Source organism: Candidatus Firestonebacteria bacterium RIFOXYD2_FULL_39_29 (assembly GCA_001778375.1).
GTDB lineage: Bacteria > Oederibacteriota > D2-FULL-39-29 > D2-FULL-39-29 > D2-FULL-39-29 > D2-FULL-39-29.
The window spans coordinates 88,143-109,705 of sequence record MFGV01000018.1; the positions used below are offsets into that span (position 1 = coordinate 88,143).

At 42.2% G+C, this 21,563-nt stretch carries 12 protein-coding genes (1 of these 12 only partly in view); all 12 read right to left on the reverse strand.

Annotated features, from left to right (window positions below):
- Positions 1–9,817 carry the 5' end (the start) of a hypothetical protein gene (locus tag A2536_02850; protein ID OGF47695.1) on the reverse strand. Its footprint begins 18,227 nt before the window's first position, so only the first 9,817 of its 28,044 coding nucleotides appear in the window; the start codon lies at positions 9,815–9,817; its stop codon lies off the left edge, out of view.
- 733 nt (positions 9,818–10,550) lie between these two features.
- On the reverse strand, positions 10,551–10,964 hold the full coding sequence (locus A2536_02855; protein ID OGF47696.1) for a hypothetical protein: 414 nt from the start codon (positions 10,962–10,964) through the stop codon (positions 10,551–10,553).
- Positions 10,964–12,115, reverse strand: coding sequence for a hypothetical protein (locus A2536_02860; protein OGF47697.1), 1,152 nt, complete (start codon positions 12,113–12,115; stop codon positions 10,964–10,966). Before A2536_02860 ends, A2536_02855 begins: the two co-directional genes overlap by 1 nt.
- Positions 12,116–13,366, reverse strand: coding sequence for a hypothetical protein (locus A2536_02865; GenBank protein OGF47698.1), 1,251 nt, complete (start codon positions 13,364–13,366; stop codon positions 12,116–12,118).
- 87 nt (positions 13,367–13,453) lie between these two features.
- Positions 13,454–14,143: a hypothetical protein gene (locus tag A2536_02870; GenBank protein OGF47699.1), complete on the reverse strand. Its 690-nt coding sequence runs from the start codon at positions 14,141–14,143 to the stop codon at positions 13,454–13,456.
- A gap of 286 nt (positions 14,144–14,429) precedes the next feature.
- Positions 14,430–15,458: a hypothetical protein gene (locus tag A2536_02875; protein OGF47700.1), complete on the reverse strand. Its 1,029-nt coding sequence runs from the start codon at positions 15,456–15,458 to the stop codon at positions 14,430–14,432.
- Positions 15,452–15,712, reverse strand: coding sequence for a hypothetical protein (locus tag A2536_02880; protein ID OGF47701.1), 261 nt, complete (start codon positions 15,710–15,712; stop codon positions 15,452–15,454). The genes A2536_02875 and A2536_02880 overlap by 7 nt, the downstream gene beginning before the upstream one ends.
- Positions 15,697–16,395, reverse strand: a complete 699-nt coding sequence (locus tag A2536_02885) for a hypothetical protein (GenBank protein OGF47702.1) — start codon at positions 16,393–16,395, stop codon at positions 15,697–15,699. The genes A2536_02880 and A2536_02885 overlap by 16 nt, the downstream gene beginning before the upstream one ends.
- The gene (locus tag A2536_02890; protein OGF47703.1) at positions 16,392–17,303 is read right to left on the reverse strand and encodes a hypothetical protein; all 912 of its coding nucleotides are present in this window, start codon (positions 17,301–17,303) and stop codon (positions 16,392–16,394) included. The genes A2536_02885 and A2536_02890 overlap by 4 nt, the downstream gene beginning before the upstream one ends.
- Complete coding sequence (locus A2536_02895; protein OGF47704.1) at positions 17,293–18,078, reverse strand: hypothetical protein; 786 nt, start codon at positions 18,076–18,078, stop codon at positions 17,293–17,295. The genes A2536_02890 and A2536_02895 overlap by 11 nt, the downstream gene beginning before the upstream one ends.
- Positions 18,079–18,227: 149 nt before the next feature.
- Positions 18,228–20,240: an amino acid transporter gene (locus A2536_02900; GenBank protein OGF47705.1), complete on the reverse strand. Its 2,013-nt coding sequence runs from the start codon at positions 20,238–20,240 to the stop codon at positions 18,228–18,230.
- A 282-nt stretch (positions 20,241–20,522) separates the two neighbouring features.
- The gene (locus A2536_02905) at positions 20,523–21,434 is read right to left on the reverse strand and encodes a hypothetical protein (protein ID OGF47706.1); all 912 of its coding nucleotides are present in this window, start codon (positions 21,432–21,434) and stop codon (positions 20,523–20,525) included.
- Positions 21,435–21,563 lie beyond the last annotated feature (129 nt).

A 21,563-nucleotide genomic window follows, 5' to 3' on the forward strand; every position in this document is an offset into this window, starting at 1 on the left:
AAGTTGAGGCGTTTATAGCCGAGGCAATATTTGTCCAGCCGATAATCGTCGAACCCGTAAGTCCCGTGCCGCTGTAAACCGCATACTGCGCGCTTGCAAGAAGACTTCCGTTATCCGAAAAATCAACATTGTAAACAGTTCCTGCCGCGCTTCTCCAGGTATTATCACCTGTCTGATTATTCGTAACCGAAGGAACCGTGACATCTTTTTTTACGTAGAACGCATCCGTAAGCACCGCAGAATTTCCCGCATTATCATAAACACGGACGGAGACATAATTGATCCCCTGCTGCAATGAAGAATAATTAACCTGCCAGTTTGTTGTATATGAAGCCGTATTAATATTTGTGGCAATAGTCGTCCAGGTAACCAGCTGGCTTTCCGTTTGTCCCGTTCCCGAATACACGGTGTACTCCGCATAATTAAGATTAGAACTTCCGGCATCGGTAAAATTAACGTCGTACGCCGTTCCGGCCGTATTCCTCCAGGTATTATCTCCCGCCTGACTGTTTAAAATAGAAGGAGCAGTCAAGTCCACTACAGTGGAGCTTTCCGGACCGGTCGAAGAAGACGGAGGATTTGTTTCATCCGTATTTCCGGCAAGGTCAAAAGCAACAGCCCTGAAACCGTAAACGCTCGCGGCTGAAGCCGTAAAAGCAACCGGGCTTGTCGTAAAGTCACCGTAACTTGTCCAGGTATAAGGCGCACCGTTACTTGACGTATAATAAAGCCTGACATAATCTATTCCCGAAGGTGAATCCGAGGAAGAAAACGCAACGTTGAAAGTCAGTGTACTTGAATTAGTCGGGGAAGAAGCCGCAGCAGAAGGGCTCACCGTATCCTTCTTTACATAAAATGCATCTTTTAACAGAGTAGTGTTTCCGATATTATCATAAGCGCGGACACAAACATAATTCGTCCCCTGCTGAAGAGACATATAGTCCACGGTAAAATTAGTAGTGTAGGTTGCGGCATTAACGGAAGCGGCAATATTTGTCCAGTCCTTAAGCTGGGTTCCCGTCTGGCCTGTGGCCGAGTAAACCGAGTACTGCATATAGGCGATAAGCGACCCGGGGTCTGCAAAATCTACATCATAAGATGTACCCGCAGTGTTCCGCCAGGTATTATCTCCCGTCTGATTGTTTGTTATCCCCGGACCTAACGTATCTTTTTTTACATAAAACGCATCCGTAAGTGTTGTTGTATTTGTCGAATAATCATGTAGTTTTACCGAGAGATAATTTGTACCTTCGGCAAGAGAGGCAAAATCAACCGTCCAATTTGTCGTAAAGGAATTCAGGTCTATTAATGATGCTATCAATGTCCAGCTTATTACCGGAGTTCCGGTCAAACCTGTTTGCGAGTACACCGTATATTCGGCGTAAGAAAGTTTACTTTCCCCCGCATCGGAAAAATCCAAATCATAAACCGTACCCGCAGAACTCCGCCATGCAGTATCACCGGTCTGATTATTGGTAAACGCGGGCGAAGTTACATCTTTCAAAATATAAAAGACATCGTCAAGCGCTGAACTGTTGCCGGCGTTATCATAGACACGGACTGAAACATAATTTGTCCCCTGCTGTAACGCAGTAAAATCCACCTGCCAATTTGCAGTATAAGAAGAAGCATTTATACCGGAAGCAATAACTGTCCAATTCTTTAGAAGAGATCCTGTTTTTCCCGTAGCAGAGTAAATAGAGTATTCCGCGCGGTCAAGCAGAGCATTTCCAATATCGTTAAAATCGACATTATAAGCCGTGCCTGCTGCATTCCGCCACGTATTATCTCCCAGTTGATTATTGGTAATAGCAGGCGAACCGACATCTTTTCTGATAAAAAACGCATCCGTCAAAGTAGTCACATGTCCCAGAGCGTCATAAGCCCGCACGGACACATAATTTTCGCCGTTTTGAAGCGCCGTAAAATCCACCTGCCAGTTACCGGTATACGCCGCGTTGTTTATGTTTACGGCTATATCAGTCCAGGTTTTTGCATTTGTACCCGTCTGTCCGGTAGCCGTCCACACGGAGTACTGAACATTAGAAAGAAGCGAGAAGTTATCCGTAAAGTTAACATCATACGAAGTGCCGGGTCCGGCTCTCCAGGTTGTATCCCCGGTCTGATTGTTGGTGATAACGGGACCCGCCGTATCTTTCTTAATATAAAAAGCATCCGTCAAAGAAGACTGATTGGTGTTATTATCCGTCGATCTTACCGAAACATAATTTAAACCTTCAGACAGGGAAGAAAAATCCACTGCCCAGTTACCTGTATAAGTCGAAGCATTAATATTATCGGCAATCAGCGTCCAACCTTTCAGCAAGGAGCCTGTTTGTCCTGTACCGGAATAAACGGCGTACTCCGCGGATTTAAGGAGCGACTGGCTGTCCGAAAAATCAACGTTATACAAAGTGCCTGCCGCGTCCTTCCAGGTATCATCCCCGGTTTGATTATTTGTTATCTCCGGAGCAACGGTATCTTTTTTCACATAGAATGAATCCGTTAGAACTGTTGTACCTGTCGCATTATCAAAAGCCCGCACAGAGATGTAGTTAAGCCCCTGCTGCAGAGAAGCAAAATCCGCCTGCCAGTTAGTATCATAAGAGGAAGCATTTATGCCTGTCGCTATATCGGTCCAGCCCTTTATTAAAGTTCCGGTCTGCCCCGTTCCGGAGTAAACAGAATACTGAACATTATTCAGGAGCGATCCGCCCGCATCAGAAAAGTCTACATTATAGGTCGCACCGGAAGCGGCTCTCCAGGTATCATCACCCGATTGATTATTTGTGATAAGAGGAGCAGTTGCGTCTTTTTTAATATAAAACGCGTCCGTTATCACGGTTGTCGAAGAGGCATAGTCATAAACACGTACCGAGACATAATTTGTGCCCGCGGAAAGAGAAGCAAAATCCACGGTCCAATCCGTCGTGTACGACGAAGAACTGATACCGGCTGCAATATCCGTCCAGTTTTTAATAAGACTCCCCGTCTGCCCTGTTGCCGAGTAAACTATATACTGTACATTGTTTAAAAGAGAAGTCGCGTCGGAAAAATCCACGTTATAGGTTGTCCCGGAAGCGGATCTCCAGGCAGTATCCCCCGCCTGATTATTTGTAGCAGAAGGATTAACCGTATCTTTTTTTATAAAGAACACATCCGAGACTTCGGTCATATTGGGAGAACCCGAGGTATCATAAACCCTGACCGAAACATTATTCACACCTTCCGCCAGAGCCGCCCAGGTGGAAGCAAGTATTGCCCAGTTATCGGTGTAATTCAACGCGCCGATATTTGTAACCACCGTGGTCCAGTCCTGAATGACCGAACCGCCCTGACTTGAAAGTGAGGTTACCTTTGTCTGAAAGTACCCGAGGTTAGCCCCGCTGGTACTCGCAAAATCGACATTATAGGTTCCGTTATTTGAAGTTCTCCAGGTGTTATCCCCGGTTTGATTATCGGTAACGGTGGGCAGATTTGCCGCCTTAATGACATAGAATACATCGTTCGTCTGCGCGGAGTTTCCCGCACTGTCATAAACCCGTGTAGAAATATAATTTGTGGCTCCGGGATTAAGAGCGCCGAAATCAACTTCCCAGTCCGCGGTATAAGTCGAGGCATTTATCCCGGAAGCAATATTAGTCCAGGTCTTTAGCTGTGACCCTGTTAAACCCGTGGCGCTATAAACCGCATACTGCGCGTAAGAAAGGAGGCTCCCTCCCGCATCGGAAAAATCAACATTATAAGTCGTACCCGGTGAACTTCGTTGTGTATCATCACCCGTCTGGTTATTGGTAATAACAGGAACGGTGGTGTCTTTTTTCAGATAAAAAGCATCCGTTAAGGTCGTCGATTGCGTTGAGTAATCGTAAACCCTTACCGAAATATAATTCACGCCAATCTGGCAGGCGGAAAAATCTATCGTAAAATCCGTAGTATAGGTGGAGGCGCTAACCGTGTTTGCAATATTTGTCCAGTTCTTAAGCTGCGAACCGGTAAGACCTGTTCCGGAGTAAACCGCATACTGAATATTATTGAGTAAAGAGGCCGTGTCCGAAAAATCCACATTATAGGTTGTCCCGGAAGAAGCTCTCCAGGTATCGTCCCCCGTCTGGTTATTGGTAACTAAAGGAGGAACCGTATCTTTCTTCACATAAAACACATCATTCTGGGAGGCGGTATTTCCCGCGTTATCATAAACACGGACGGAGACATAATTGATTCCCTGCTGGCAGGTACCGAAGTCAATGATCCAATCCGGGTTATAGTCAGTGGAATTAATAGAAGATGAGAAAGTAGTCCAGGGCTTAATCTGGGTTCCGGTCTGCCCCGTTGCAGAATATATCGTATACTGAACATACGAGAGCTGCGAAACTGCGTCGGAGAAATCCGTATTATAAACGGTACCCGCGGTGGTCCGCCAGGTATCATCTCCCGTTTGATTGTTAGTGATCCCCGGAGCCACGCTATCTTTCTTTACATAAAATACATCATTTTGAGAAACGGTATTTCCCGCATTATCATAAGCGCTTACCGAGACGTAATTCGCTCCCTGCTGTAACGAAGCAAAATCCAGTTGCCAGTCGGTTGTATATGCTGAGGCATTTATTCCCGTTGCAATATCTGTCCAATCTTTAAGCACGGTACCTGTCTGGCCCGTAGCCGCACACACTTTATACCGGACGTTACTTAAGAGCGCGCCACCGGTTTCAGAAAAATCAACATTGTAAACAGCACCTGCCGCAGCTCTCCAGGTATCATCCCCCGTCTGATTATTCGTAACACCCGGCGCAGATGCATCTTTCTTTATATAAAACACATCATTTTGAGAAACGGTGTTGCCCGCGTTATCATAAACTCTCGCGGACACATAATTCGTTCCCGCGACAAGAGATGCAAAATCCACCTGCCAGTCCGTCGTATAAGTAGTAGCATTTATTCCGGTTGCAATATTTGTCCAGTCCTTTAAAACCGTCCCGGTTTGTCCTGCCGCAGAACACACCTTGTACTGAACGTTGTTAAGAAGAGAGGTTGCATCCGAGAAGTCCACATTGTAAACCGTACCGGCCTCCGATCTCCAGGTATCATCGCCCAGCTGGCTTACCGTTATCGCCGGATTAGCTATATCTTTTTTCACATAGAATACGTCATTTTGCACCGCATTATTGCCTACGGTATCATAGGCTCTTACAGAAACATAGTTCGTCCCTTCCTGTAAAGAAGAATAGTCCACCTGCCAGTTGGCTGAATAAGAAGAAGAGTTGATCCCCGTCGCAATATTAGTCCAGTCCTTAAACTGCGAGCCGGTCCGGCCTGTAGCGCTATAGACAGTGTATTGAACATTATTTAAAAGCGAACTTGCGTCGGTAAAATCCACATCGTAGGAAGTTCCAGCCGAGGTACGCCAGGTATTATCACCTGTTTGGTTATTTGTAAAACCGGGAGCAGTTGTATCTTTCTTTACATAGAAGACATCGGTTTGCGAAACGGTATTTCCTGAATTATCATATGCTCGGACCGAAACATAATTCGTCCCCTGCTGTAAAGATGCGTAATCCACCTGCCAGTCTATGGTGTAAGTAGCGGCATTTATTCCCGCTGCTATATCTGTCCAATCTTTCAGAACTGTTCCCGTCTGACCTGTTGCGGCGCACACCCTGTACTGGACATTATTAAGAAGCGAGGTCGCATCAGAAAAATCAACATTATATGTCGTCCCGGAAGCTGCACGCCATGTATCATCCCCGGTCTGGTTGTTTGTTATTCCCGGATTTACACTGTCTTTCTTAACATAGAACACGTCATTTTGAGAGAAAGTATTTCCCGCATTATCATAAGCCCTGACCGAAACATAATTTGCTCCCGCTTGTAAAGAGGCATAATCCACCTGCCAGTCAGTTGTATAAGTAGTCGCGTTTATTCCCGTTGCAATATTAGTCCAATCCTTAAGAACTGTTCCGGTCTGACCTGTTGCTGAACATACTTTGTACTGAACGTTACTAAGAAGCGAGGTCGCATCAGAGAAATCTACATTATATGTTGTCCCTGAGGCGGCTCTCCAGGTATCATCGCCTGTCTGATTATTTGTTACTCCGGGATTACCCGTATCCTTCTTCACATAGAACACATCATTTTGAGATACGGTATTTCCCGCATTATCATAAGCCCTGACCGAAACATAATTACTCCCCTGCTGTAAAGACGCGTATGCTACCTGCCAGTCAGTTGTGTAAGACGCCGCATTTATATTTGTTGCTATTGTCGTCCAGGTGACCAGCTGCGAACCGGTCAACCCCGTTGCGGAATAAACAGCGTACTGCGCATAATTTAAATTCGCTCCGCCTGCATCAGTAAAGTCCACATTATATGTTGTTCCCGAGGCAGCTCTCCAGGTATTATCCCCCGTTTGATTGTTCGTTACTCCGGGATTACTTGTATCTTTCTTTACGTAGAAAACATCGTTTTGTGCCAGCGTGTTTCCCGTATTATCATAGGCTCTTACCGAAACATAATTCGTCCCCTGTTGTAAAGACGCATAGTCCACTTGCCAGTCGGCAGTATATGTGGCAGCATTAATATTGGTCGCTATAGTTGTCCAGGTAACCAGCTGCGAACCGGTCTGGCCCGTAGCAGAATACACGGTATACTGAACATAATTTAATAGCGAGGTCGCGTCGGAGAAGTCCACATTGTACGTCGTCCCCGCTGCGGCCCTCCAAGTATCATCTCCGGTCTGGTTGTTTGTTATCCCGGGATTCCCTGTATCTTTCTTCACATAGAACACATCATTTTGAGAAAAAGTATTTCCCGAATTATCGTACGCTCTTACCGAAACATAATTCGTCCCCTGCTGTAAAGACGCGTACGCTACCTGCCAATCCGTTGGATAGGAAGCTGCATTTATATTTGTAGCAATGGTGGTCCAGGTAACCAGCTGTGACCCGGTCTGTCCGGTTGCAGAGTAGACGGTGTACTCCGCATAATTCAAAAGCGATGTCGTATCCGTGAAATCCACATTGTAAGCCGTCCCTGCAGCGGACCTCCAGGTATTGTCCCCTGCTTGATTATTTGTCACACCGGGATTACTTGTATCCTTCTTTACATAGAACACATCATTTTGCGAATAAGTATTTCCCGCGTTATCATAAGCTCTTACCGAAACATAATTCGTCCCCTGCTGTAAAGACTCATACACTACCTGCCAGTCGGTGGTATAAGAAACCGCATTAATATTTGTTGCTATTGTTGTCCAGGTGACCAGCTGCGAACCGGTTTGCCCGGTAGCAGAGTAGACGGTGTACTCCGCATAATTCAAAAGCGATGTCGTATCCGTGAAATCCACATTGTAAGCCGTCCCTGCCGCGGACCTCCAGGTATTGTCCCCTGCTTGATTATTTGTCATACCGGGATTACTTGTATCCTTCTTTACATAGAACACATCATTTTGCGAATAAGTATTTCCCGCGTTATCATAAGCTCTGACGGAAACATAATTCGTTCCCTGCTGCAAGGATGCGTAAGCCACCTGCCAGTCGGTGGTATAAGAAGCTGCATTTATATTTGTGGCTATTGTTGTCCAGGTAATCAGTTGAGAACCGGTTTGTCCGGTAGCAGAGTAGACGGAGTACTGAACGTAATTTAAATTCGCCCCGCCGGCATCCGTAAAGTCCACATTATAGGTTGTCCCTGAGGCCGCTCGCCAGGTATTATCCCCGCCCTGATTATTCGTCACACCGGGTATCGTTGTATCGCAGCCAATATCGGCAGCTGCTTCAGCATTAGGTGTTGAAGTCGGATAAGAAACCCACGGAGAACTCCCATTTGCGCCGGTAACTCTCGCCTGCCAGTGATATACATTTCCTGTGGCAAGCGTTACGGTCACCGAACCCGTTACCGTAGATCCTGAAAAAGCAACACCGGTTCCGGTAAAATTCGCAGTTCCGGTAAAAGAAGTACCGACAGGCTTTATCTCCACCTGAGGTATTAAAGTTTCGCTTGCGAGCGGTGAGTCCATAGTAAATCTCATAACTGCTGTTGTTTCATTCGTATATTCCCCGGTTGTAAGTACTGTACTTCCATTTGCTTTATATTGAACTAATGAAACAGGCGGTTTGGGCGGAAAGAAATATGAATATGTCCCGTTAAATACGCTTCCAAATGATGCCGCATTAGCGTTTATGGAATAATTTGCAATAGCAGAAGTTGTTGCCTCAGTTATTTGCCCTGCATTTTTATATACCACGGAATCCCCGTGGGTTTCTGTATTTGTCCTGTGCGAAACTGTCTGCGTGCTTGTGGAATTTATCCCCTGTGTTGTCGTATAGTCACCCGTCGTCGAATTGCCGCCGGAAACCGTTCCCTGAGTAATTTCGGCTCTTAAACCTGCATTTCTTAACGTGAGAGTACCGTTATTTGTACTGTACCAATACGGGAACCAGGTATTGAATGTCTGGTTGGAGGAGGTATTAAAACCGTCAACTGACTGACCTGTAAAAATAGAGTAACTATTTGTAAACTTTTTACTTTCTCCGGTATAGTTATAAGTAATAATGAGTTCAACGCCGTATCCTCCTGCTCTTGCATTATCGCCAAAAGTAATAGATACCGCATCCCCGCTGCTAAAATTCACTTTTTGTTCGGAAAGATCGTGGAGGAAACTAAAACCTGAAACTTGTGCGGCAGTCACAACCATACTATACGCTCTTTGAGTTACACCAAAGCCTCCGATTGCGGAATCCAGCACGATATTCGAGGCCGTGGTATTATCATAATTACCAAATATCAAGGCGTAGATTCTTGAAACCGACACACCCTCTTCTTCCAGATAAATATTATCAGAAACACCTGCTCCGGCCCCGCTTACAAGCTGCCCCAAGATATAGCGTACCGTTTTAGTTTTAGTCGCAGAATTGTTATCGCATTCATAAGTAACAACACATTCACCGGAAAGCATATTCAAACTGTTCTGAGTCCAGGTAATATCCAGCGACTGATTTGAATTTATGGTAAAACCGGTTAATCCCGTGTTTCCCTGATGATCGAGAAATTTAAAATCATACGAATCTTTAAGTCCGCCGTCCAGGATATACGTTGAAGAGCCGGAACCCTGCCCTGTAATCTTTACATTCAAACTTCCATCCGTAGTTGAACCGCCGGATTGTCTGTAACCCCTGACTTCAAACCACTGCTGTCTTACTACAACATTGCTGTCCGCAATATCCGCACGGTAAGAATAAGCTTTGGTCTGCGCGCCCAGAGCTGAAGTTGCCGCAGCAATATTAACGTCATAATACAAAGGAAACCTTACCGTTTTTATTTGTATTGAAAAAGTATCATCATATTCATAGGTAATATAAAGTTTTAAAGAATGCCCGTTTATAGTAGGACCCGTCACCGTTACCGATGCGGTATACTGTTGGTTGGTTAAAGCAGTAATTGCAGTGGTTACATCCGCTTTTGCATAAAATCTTGAGGCCTCACCGGTGGGAAAAAGATATGTTCCTGTTATCGGATCTCTAACCGTGCTTGCAGAAGCTCCGGCATCAAAATTAATATCAAGTCCGGTAATATTCGCGCTTGTTGAAAGAACTCCTTCAAATTCAAGCCAGGCGCTCCGGATTGTTCTTGTTGTTTCCGGAATGTAAACATTTACGGAAGAAGGCGTCCACGCCGCGCCGCTGGCAACATTGGTTGCGCTATAATACGAACCAAAACTGTATTCAATAGTTTTAATTCTCGTTCCAGCAAATGAAGTTGCCGCGAGAATCAGTGCAAGCACCGCCGTCCTGCTAAATATGGTTAACATTTTTCTCATCATACAATATTATATACCATCTCCCATATTACAGTAATTATACAACATTTTTTGTACTCTGTAATGTATTTTTTTAAACATTGGTCAATATTAGATTACACCTTAAGTTTGCAGGGTTTTACTGAATTAAGTATGACGGGAAGCAGGGGAAGTAAAAGAAGCAAATACAGTAGAAGAAGTAGAGGAAGTGCAATCAACAAAAGAAGAAAAGAACTGATTTTTAATAGGATTTTTACTGAATGGCTTTCGTAACTTTTATTACTTCATTTTCTTCATCCGCCCAGGTGGATTTCGGAAAGAAAAGTTGTTAGATATTTAGACTTTCCTCAACTCCCATTCCTTTGCTTCTTTTACTTCATTTACTTCGTTTTCTGCATTTGCTTCACTTGCTTCCTTCCTCAGCTTCTCCTCGGGAATCCCGTGCAGGAGGGCTGCTTGATAGGCCCTGCATTGCATTTCCCGCAGGCAAGGGTGGAGGTTTCAAATATTTTTTGCGATTTTAAAGCAGGTTTTTGATATTTTGTTTTTTTAAGCTTCTTTTTTTTTCTCATTTTGCCACCTTATCCCGATTTTTCCGCCTAGGCGGATTTCGCAAAGATTTATGGTTTGATATTTAGACTTTCCTCAACTCCCATTCCTTTGCTTCTTTTACTTCATTTACTTTTTCTGCTTTGCTTGCTTCCCCTACTTCTCTTTTCCCACTTTCATCATCCACCCAGGTGGATTTCGCGAAGACTTATGGTCTGATATTTAGACTTCGCTCAACTTTACTCACTACATGCATAATTTTATTATACATGTTCTCTTCTACTACACCAATTATATCACTTTTATTTATTTTATGCACTACCGAATCCTTAGAATCACCTTCAACTGTGATCAGACCTGTTTTATTGTTCATTCCCGTTATTCTATGTATCAAGAACCATGACCGTGTTTTATAGCAGATAATAGATCCTACTTTCACTTGTTTAGAATTTATAATTTTGATCTTAGAATTCGCCCTGATAGTCGGACTCATTGACCCGCCAAACACTTTAATACGAATACTTCCTTTATTTATTATTTCATCAGCTATTATATCTCGAGCTATTTTTTTATTCACCCCTGGGAAATCCCCCATGAAGCAAATAGGTCGGTGTCCGGTCATTAGATCACCGGAATTGTGAAGATAAACCTGCTGCCTTTCCCAAGCCCGTCAGATTCTGCCCAGAGTTTTCCTTTGTGAAGTTCTATTATTTTCTTGCAGATCGCGAGTCCAAGCCCGAAGCCCGCTTCCAGTTTTTTTAGGTGCTGATCCACACGGTAGAACTTGTCAAATACTTTTTGAAGATTTTCTGCGGCAATGCCTTTTCCGTTATCTTCCACAACAACTTTAATATCATTTTCGGATTTCTCAGCCCAGACACATACTTTCCCGTTCTCCGGAGTATATTTTACGGCATTCGTTACAAAATTAACAACGACCCTGCCTATCTGGTCCATATCTCCTTTGAAAAGCAGCTTTTCACAGTCATATTTTTGCCCGGACAAAGAAGTTCCCATCACCACTTCAATATTCTTAAGACTTGCAACCGGTTTCACCGTGACAGGAATATCATCCATTATCTCCGGCATTTTAATATCCGTTATTTTTAATTCCCAGAAACCGGATTCCATTTTGGCAAAATCCAGAAGATTATCAATTAACTTTCTAATCTTATCCGCATTTCGACTTATCATCTTCAGGAGTTTTTGATTTTCCTGTGAATTATTCTTAATAAGCGTTTCTTCATCAACACCCTCGTCATCCATAAGCAGCTGAATTGCTCCGGAGATAGAAGCTAAAGGAGTTTTAAGTTCATGTGAAACTATGGAAAGAAATTCGTCCTTCAGCTTATCCATCTGCTGCAAAGATATAACCTGAGATTTTAGCTTCTTTGTTTCACAAGCTTTTATTATAAGCGCTATAAGCTGATCAATATTATACGGTTTATGTATAAAATCAAAGGCACCCTTTCTCAAACTTTCAATAGCTGTTTCCATGGTACCAAAACCAGTTGCCATTATTACCTCTATTCCCGGTTTCATTTCTTTCACTTTACCAAGAACTGTTATCCCGTCCATTTCAGGCATTTTAATATCGGAAATAATAACATCAACATCCTCTTTTTCCGCTTTTTCAACGCCAAGTTTACCATTCGCAGCTGTTAAAACATTGTAACCTTCATTCATAAGTGTAAATGAAAGCATTTCCCTTAAATCCTGTTCATCATCAATTACTAAAACCGTCCATTTTTTATCCACCTGTTCTCCTTTCATTTACGGATTACTTTGCTCTGTTTTCTGAGGTTCCGCCTGTGTAATCGGCAGTTTAACAACAATGTTTGTTCCCTTATCCATTTCACTGATGATTTGAATTGTTCCGCCATTTCTAGTAATTATTCCATGACACAAACTCAGTCCCAGGCCTGTACCTTTGCCTACGTCTTTTGTGGTAAAAAACGGTTCAAAAATATGATGCTTTACGTCCTCCGACATTCCTTTTCCTGTATCCGCGACGGATATTTCGATACATTCATCAAGCTGTTTTGTGGTTATAGTTATTATCCCGCCTGAGGGCATAGCATCAACGGCATTGTTACATAGGTTCACAATAACCTGCTGTATCTGATTTTTATTCGTCAATATCTGCGGCACCTGACTATACTTTTTTGAAACCTCCACATTTTTAACCTTTGACCAGGCCTGTACCAGGGTTAACGCCTGATCAATGGCTTCATTGATATCAATATTTTCTTTCTCAAGTTTCTCTGTTCTCGAAAACGCCAGCAGATCACTGACTATCTTTTTGCACCTTCCCGTGGCATTCTCAATTGACTTAAGCGGTTTGTACATTGGATCATCTTCTTGTACTTTCTTCAGTATAGCCTGAGAATAACCGAGTATAATAGTAAGAGGATTATTTATTTCATGCGCGACACCTCCGGCTAATTGCCCGACAGCCGCCATTTTTTCGCTTTGACGCAGCTGTTTACCGGTAGATTCAAGCTTGCTTATTGCCTCATTTAGCTTCGCATTCTTTTCTTCAAGCTTCTCATATACATGATCCATCTCCATATCCAATGCTGCTCTCATAGTATTATCCTGGAAGAAAAACACCACTCCTGTTATTTCTTTCTGCGCGTTTTTTACCGGCCCGCCAATAATATTTAATCGCAGTTTAGAAGTTTTCAATTCGGTTTCTTTTACAATGTTTTCTTTTTCCCCCTTCAAAATAGAGTCAATAATATCTTCCAGTTCCGCTTTAGCTATGACATCTTTGCTCTCCACGGCTTCAGACAAACCTACCAATCTTTTAAACGAAGCATTAATAAAAAGAATGTTTTTCTTTACGTCAAATATTATCTGACCAACACCCAGGGCTTCCAGCGTTTCGACACCCTTCATGAATTTTACAAGCTTAGGAAGGATTTCCTCATTGATTATTTTTTTCATCTGGAAAGGAGTAATATTATCCGAGGTGAACCCGTGTTTTTTTAACCCTGAGTCAACGATCGCTTTTGCAAACATCGGATTAACAAGAGCAATTTTCGAAATTATATTATTGTATAATTCGTTTCCTATAAAACCCCCTGTAAATTTTCGAATTATTATGGTTTACTTTGCGCCGTCAAAAAGCTCCGGATGTTTTACTTTATAATCTTCGATATAACCGTCTATCTTCCCGGGATAGCCCATGATAAAACGGCAATATTTATCTCCTTTTGCCCTGCATAATATTTCCTTTGCAACCAATTCTATTCCAAAACTAACCTCGCACCATCCTGCGGAATATCCTGAATTCATAAAACAAACACAAATATTAGAAGATTTTTTCATGGAAACCCAGGAATCAGCTTCAAAGGACTGCGGATGATCATATATGAGATAAAAATTTTCATCCGGAGACGGCTTGCTTTCTTCAAAAATATCCACATAGGCCCAGCCTGAATACGCAAAATGTATAGGGCCTGAAGATAATTTTGCAATCGGATCTCTTACATCCATGGATTTATGAAATGCTTTTGCATCAGCTCGCCCTATCGACCGAGCAATATCATAGAGGATACTGCCTGTTGCCTTATTCGCTTCTATTTCTTCCAGCCCCGGGTAAAGAGTTTTGATAAATTCAAAAAATTCCACTGACATGGATGACGCCCGGAGCAATATATATCTTTCCCCTCCGATTGTTATTATTCCTTTGGCAGGATTTTCTTCGCGTAAACTGAAATACTTTTTTACATATTCCGCTGCCTTCTCAAACAACGGCTCCATTGCTTGTGGCACTTTTACTGTTGAAATAGTCATACCCACCCCCAAATAATCGACATTTAAAATAAATTAATTGTATACCTTTTCAATATTCCTAGTTTACCATGCGCTTATACTCAAGAAGATACATGAGTTTATTGAAACCTATTGTAATTTTAACCTAAAAAGAGCCTATTATTCAACAAAAACCTGTCAAATAATACCAATTTTCAAACAATAATATTTGATGTTTCCAATACTCTTTTTCATCATTCGCTGCCATCGCTCAATCCGCCCAGGCGGATCTTGCAAAGGGTTTATGGTCAGATATTTATACCTTTGCTCAACTCCCCTTCTTTACCTGCTTTCGCAGGGCTGCCATTTCACATGCGGACTTTGATTTCCCGTACAAACTTCCGTTTTCAAGCATAGCCAGACCGGGACACCTGTTACAATAACGGATATCTTTACAAATTACGCATTCTTTCAAGTCTTTAAGTTTCATGTTCCGTATTTTTTTTAGCACCGCGGAACTTTTCCATATTTCTTTAAAAGTTTTCTTTCTTAGATTTCCGGCAGAAAGCGGAATCTGCAGACAGGAGAGAACATCGCCGTAAGGATTTATAGCTACAAAGTTTTTACCGGCAGAGCATATAACATTTTTCTCAAGATATTTACTTGAATAGCGCCAAACTGCGCAATGCTGCCTTACTACTTTTTGCAAAACATCATTTCCAATTTTTCCCCGGGTGTTTTCTGTACTTCCGTCATTTTTTGGCGCTATAACAGGGTCAAAAAGCATTTTAAAACCATTCTTTTTGGCAAATGCAGTTATTGCTTTTTTCTCCGGGTAATTAGACATCATAAGAGGAGTTTTAATCCTGGCACATATCCCGGCCTTTTTAATTTCTTTCAGCGCTTTCATAGTTTTATAAAACGAACCTTTAACGCCGGTAATTTCGTCGTGTACTTTTGCTTTTAAAGAGTAAAGACTGGCACTTATCTCATTAATATTCAACAATTTAAGTTTTTTAATTCTTGAAGGAGTTAAGAGAGTGGCATTAGTCAGAATAGTCACCGCAAATCTTTTTTCCACGGCATATTCAAGTATTTCAAACACATCTTTTCTCAAAAATATCTCCCCGCCCGTAAATGCCAGGAAAAGACATCCCTCTTCCGCCAGTTGATCAAGAACCTTTTTCACCTCACCAGTTGTCAGTTCCCTTTCTCCACTTTCCCCACTTTTTTCACTCTGCCCTCCGGGCAGATAACAATGCGAGCATTTCAAATTACACCTATAAGTTAATTCAATCATAGACCAGGCTGGAATATTATTTTCTTCGGTTATTATGGCAAGTTCAGCTTCTAGCATTTTTGAATTATTTTCCCGGCAAGAAGCTCCCTAATAAAAGCAACAACATCTTTTTCTGCCCTGACCTCGGAGATATCGTATTCCGACGCAAGTTTCTTTACCATACTGTTTTCAGCGGTATTCTTTACTAACAATTTGAAAAGAAAAGTTCCGGTTGAATTTAATTTTACCAATTTCATCTTTTCCGGCTGAACGATATAATAACTGTTCTTGATCAACCGTGCCGCCACACCGCTTTTTATTTTATACGCCATAAAACTCTCCAGAACCCCGTTTTTTTGAACTCCAATATGTTTTTTTCCACCGAGCTGATGAAATCATAGCTCAACCCGGCTATCTTTTTCTCCGGCTTAAAGAGTATAACATTTCTTAAGAGCTTTGCCCACGCCCTCTCCGTTGCAATTGGTTTTAAAGCATTTTCCCGAGCTTGTTTTAGAAATAAAAGCTTTGGACTGCCAGCACTTTTATTCGTTCCCCCGCCTTTCATCAGTCCCATAAACGGAGTTCCATAAAGCTTCCAGCTTTTCCCCACCTTTCTTACTGCAACTATCTCATCACTTAAGACAACTCCGCATTTTCTACTGGCTTCCGCCACCGTAGTTTTACCCGCTCCGCTTATCCCCGTGAATATGTACCCCTTCCCCCGTGAAATAACCCCGGAAGCATGCAAGAAAAACCCGTTATGTTTCAGTAGTAAAGAAGAGTAAGTAAGCCGGAGAAACGTGTCAAACGCATACTTATTGGGAAGTCCTTTGTAAACAAGAGTTATTTTAGCCGGAGTATTTTTAAGTGAAAACTCTTTATACCTTTTCTTTAGGATTTTGAAAAACGCTGTCTGATATTTTTCAGCTAGAGCGATACTACTGCCAACCCCGGCAATACACAAGTACAGCATTCTTTCACGTTTAATACCATTTTCCTTCATAATTATTTTCATAATTTTAGTGCTTTACCCAGTTTGGCAAGGGCCTTTTTATGTTTCACCTTATCCATCTTATTAATATTTTCAAGTTTCCACTTTACCCCCGGAAGCTCTTCTACTCCATCAACATCCAGTAATTCCCACACCGGAGCGCCGCTTTTAAATGATATTAAAAACTCTTTCTCCTTTGATGTAAGTTTTTCATTAATTTCTTTAACTATTATTTTCCTGTACTCAACAAGTTCAGAATATTTAACATCCGGCACCATACCGGAAAATTCATTATCAAATACGAGTTGCATGTCGCTCAGATTTGGCGCCAATAGTTCCGCCATAGGGCGATTATGACTAATTAGATACACAATAAACGCCTTGCGCACTTGTTCGGTAATCCCTTCGTTTTTCAGGAGAAGCATTGCATCGAATATGTCGCGTGGATGCTGCCTGTCAAGCGCGGCACATAATTTCGAGCCAAATGTCTCAGCAAATGATAATACCTTAACAGATGTAAATCTTCCAAAAACTTCTACGGCTTTATCACACAAGGGCCTTTCTTCGCATTTATATATTGCCCCACGTATAGTTGTACTTGTTTCTATTTTTATTTCCACATCATCTTCTTTTATATATAGTTTTGTAATAAGATTACCGCCAACTTTGTATTCTTTAATATTAACTGTTTTAATATTGTTTTTAATCCGGCGAGAAATATCAAGGAAACTATCATTAATGGCTGTTAGTGTTTCATTCCTTGGATAAATTTTGGTATATGTTAAATCTATGTCTACTGAATACCGGGGCATGTTTCTATAGAAGAAGTTTATCGCCGTTCCTCCACGCAATGCGAATTCTGTATCAAGAAATATATGTGGAAGGATTTTCATAAGCAGTTCGACTTGCCTATGGTAAATATTAGTAGTCATGGTCTTGCTCCCCTTCAGGAACCACTATTTTATATTTTGAATTATAATGCCCCTTATCTGCAAGCTTTCTTTTACCGGAGCCAAAAGTTACCCTGCTGAGGTCTAAATACTTTACACAAGGAAGATTATGTTTCTCCGCCAAATACATAAACAAGCGTTTTGCTTTGACTGAAGTACATCTTTCTAAAAGTGTTTGGACTAAGTTAGGCCGTAAGTCAAATAAACCGGATATTATGTGGTCCATCTCTCCAAAACTGCCGTTATATTGATAATCATAGCAATACTCTAAAGCAGCTCTTTCCCTGGAAGAGATATTTAATTCATAATTTCCAAAATTATGTTTTACAAACCCTATATCATCGCAATTTTGAAGAAAATTTGTCATAGTATATTTATACTTCTGATTCCAGTTATAGGTTTTAAACCACTTAGGTAATTTCCGGTGAGCAGGCCCAAATAATTTGACTTCCACAACACTTGGATCATTTGGTATGTATTGAGCGGCGCCTTTCATTGCTAAAGCAGTTTTGCCTCCGGGATGAACGAGCAGTTTCAAATAGGTTTGAAGAGCATAAACACCACCGCTCCAATCAACCCTATCTCCGGTTTTTATAAACGCACCAGGCCCTAGCCGTTTTAACCAGTTGCTTCTAACATAGGCATTTGCCAAAGAAGGATATACACCTGCACTTTCAAGTGAGCATGACAGGGATACAGTATTACTCGGCCATGACTGGAGCAACTGGTTTATTATTGTTCCATTATTAGTATTCATACTATGCATATTAGCACTATAATAAACTTTTGTCAACTCAAAGGTTTATATTTGTGCTGATTTGCATAGTTTTTATGGACATATACGCACAATAATGAACTATTAAATTAAGTCCGATAGTAAGATCAAAAACTCATTTCCAATGATTTTTACAGCCGCACCGGCATCATGATCATGGGGATTCCCATGTAGTAGAATTTCCGTTGTATTGCAAACACCGTATAATTGTGGAGCCATCTCGCCATAAATACTTCCTCGGGAAATACCAGCTGGCCTCCGAAGAAAATAGCACCGGGATATTTTCTAAGTATCTCAGGAGCCGCTCCGGAAACTTCGCTTACGGGGTCAACGCCGGTTAAAGCAACGCCTTCCGCGAATGAACCGGTTGAGCGGATATAATTAACATATTTATTTACATCCTCTTTTACTTTAATTTTAAGTTTATCAATCTCCTCTACTCCCTTAAATGCGCCGCTATCAACTATACCGACCTGAATAATAACGAAATTCTTATACAACCCTTTGAAGATCCGTGAAATATTTAATAATGTGTGCAGGCCTAACCCGTTAAAACCATTCACTAATACTACAGCCGTCTTTCCGTTTTTAATATATTTCGGAGTGCTTGCCGTTGCTGCAGGTTCAGAACTGTCAACCGTGGGCATTACGGAAAGCACCAGGCTATCCAGGCGGTTCAATATATTTTTCGTATTATTGTAATGCTTTCTTATGAGCAGGGCGATTATCATAAAGCCGGCTGTTATTGTTAAAGTTATCCAGCCTCCCTCATAAAATTTTACGGTTATGACCGTGACAAGAATTGAAAAAGTAAGGACGAGACCTATACCGTTCAAAGCAAATTTCCTCTTCCACTTTTTTTCAGTTTTTCGTTCTTTCCACCAGTGCCTGACCATTCCAAGCTGTGAAAGCACAAATGTGATAAAGACATTAATGCTATAAAGAACAACAAGGAGTGTCACAGAACCCTGACTGAAATATAAGACAAGCAAAGAAGCACCACCCATCAGTAAAATCCCATTTTGTGTAACTAAGCGATCGGAGAGCATTGTAAACCGGGAAGGGAGCCACCTGTCCACAGCCATATTCGCAATGACTCTCGGACCGTCTATGAAACCCGCCTGTGCGGCAACAAAAAGTATAGCTGCTTCCGATATGAGAGTGATCAGGAGCAATGTGTACCCCAGCGTCCCTGTCCCGAATATTTTTCCGAAAAGCACGGCGTTTAATGTCTTATTCGGTTCAGGAGTTACATTATACAGAAGATAAGCCACCAGAAGGCCGGTAACTACAAGAGCAAGAGAAATTGCCATATAAAGCATGGCTCTTTTTGCCGTTTTTACTTTCGGTTCACGAAGAATTGAAACCCCGTTGCTGACCGCTTCAATACCCGTATACGTTCCGGCACCCATACTATAGGCCCGAAGCAGGATAACACTGAGGCCAAAGAAACCGAGCTGGCCAAACGAAGTTTTAATATCAGCTCCCGTATTCACGGCTACTGAAGCAAGGTTTGAGCTGTGAGAGAAAATAGCATAAACTATAACAACAGCATGGGTGATAACAAAAACAAGAAATATCGGTAAAAGGATAAGTATTGATTCTTTCACTCCACGCAAATTCATAACGGTAATCAATACTATTAAAAAAGCGGCGAACCCCAATTTTAAATATTGCCACTCAGCAGGAAGAAAACTAAAAATAGCGTCTGCCCCGCTCGCTATCGATATAGTAATGGTCAGAACATAATCGATTATCAGAGCAGAACCTGCAGCCATACCGGCAAAAGGTGACAAAAGTTTTGAAGCTACTACATATCCCCCGCCGCCTGACGGAAAGAGTTCTACTATCTGCGAATAACTGGCGCTGATTATAGCGATCGTGATAGCCGAAGCAAGTCCGATAATTACAGCCAGATATACGTGCCCCTGCAAGGCCTTAAAAGCTTCTTCCGGACCATAACAGGCGGAGGAAAGCCCGTCCGCACCGAGTCCCACCCACGCAAAAAAAGCAATCAGGGCAAGATTATGAAATACGCCCTTTTCTTCGGGGTTCTTAGCTTTACCTATAATAATATTTTTAGCTTTTCGGAACAACCCGTGATTTTCCGTATCTCTTATGTCATCAAACACTTTTTTCGACATTGTCATCTTCCTTTGAGACTTTTTACAAAAAAAAATGTCAGGGAGAACTCGCCGTCCCTGACGTTGTTCTTCCTCTTTTCATGAGCTTACGAGGTTAGCTGTCGGGCTCGGGCTTGCGCCCTAGAAAACTTTCCATTCGCCCCAATCCCGTTTCCGGGAACTTCCTGGTTTCCCCGCTTCTGCGCTACATCCGCAGCATTAAGCATGTACTTAAATTTAACACCATTGCAAATATTTGTCAATATGGATTATGGGGTTTGGAATAATGCTTTCTAAGGGGTTTTAAAATTTTAACAACAAAGAAAGCTGGTGTGTGTTTCCCAGATCATTGAAAGGAACAAAAGCATAGTCGAGCAGGAAACTTTTCCATCCGATACCGAGGCCGGTTGTAAGTCCCGCCAGGGTTCCGAGATCCTTTGCTGTGTCGGTCCTGAAGCCTGCTTTCGGGCTTATACTGAATTCCCCGAAGACACAGGTATATTCGGCACCAAAGTGCAGATTAGCGGTTGTCTCGACCGGGAAATTAATATCCGCGCCCAATAACAAGGCCTTGTCGAAAAGTTTACAACCCAGTCCGATACCGATATTGAACGGCAGATTATCCGCTTCATTTACAAAACTTATCTTCGGCCCCAAATTTTGCACACAGGCTCCGGCTGTCAGTTCTTCCGTTATTTTATATTTAATACCCGTATCTCCGGCAAAACCAAGAGCATATTTGTTGTCAATGTTCTGGCTTATCAACTTCACGCCCCCGCCTATGGATAATTTTTCGTCAAGCCGGAAAGCATAAGCAACGTCAACAACCAGGTCATAAGCGCCAAACAAACCTTCGTAGGAGGATGTATCGGCACTTCTTCTTTCCAGATCGTTCAAATATAGATAAAGCACATATCCGCCTAAATAATTATTTTTATCCAGGGGCTGGGCATAGCTCAACACTTCGTACCTGATATTTTGCAGCCATTCGCTATGCATCGCCATAACCTGGGTTTGCTTAATTTCCACCAAACCCGACGGGTTCCAGTAAAGGGAGTTCACGTCATCTGCAAGACCGACAAACACCTCTCCCATACCGATAGGCCGCGCTCCGATCCCAAGCTTAAGGAAAGCCGCTCCGGTCGTCCCGGTCTCCGCACCGACCCAGGCCGCGCACAAACAAACCGCGAGTATGTATGCCGCTATTTTCTTCATATCATTCCTTTAAGTCTCCGAATGCCGTTAAACGTTTCACGTTGTCATGTTACTCACGTTCTATACCAATGTGTTATTATTTATTTTTTTCCTTTCTCCACTTAACTTTCTGTTTTTGCTGTTCTTCCT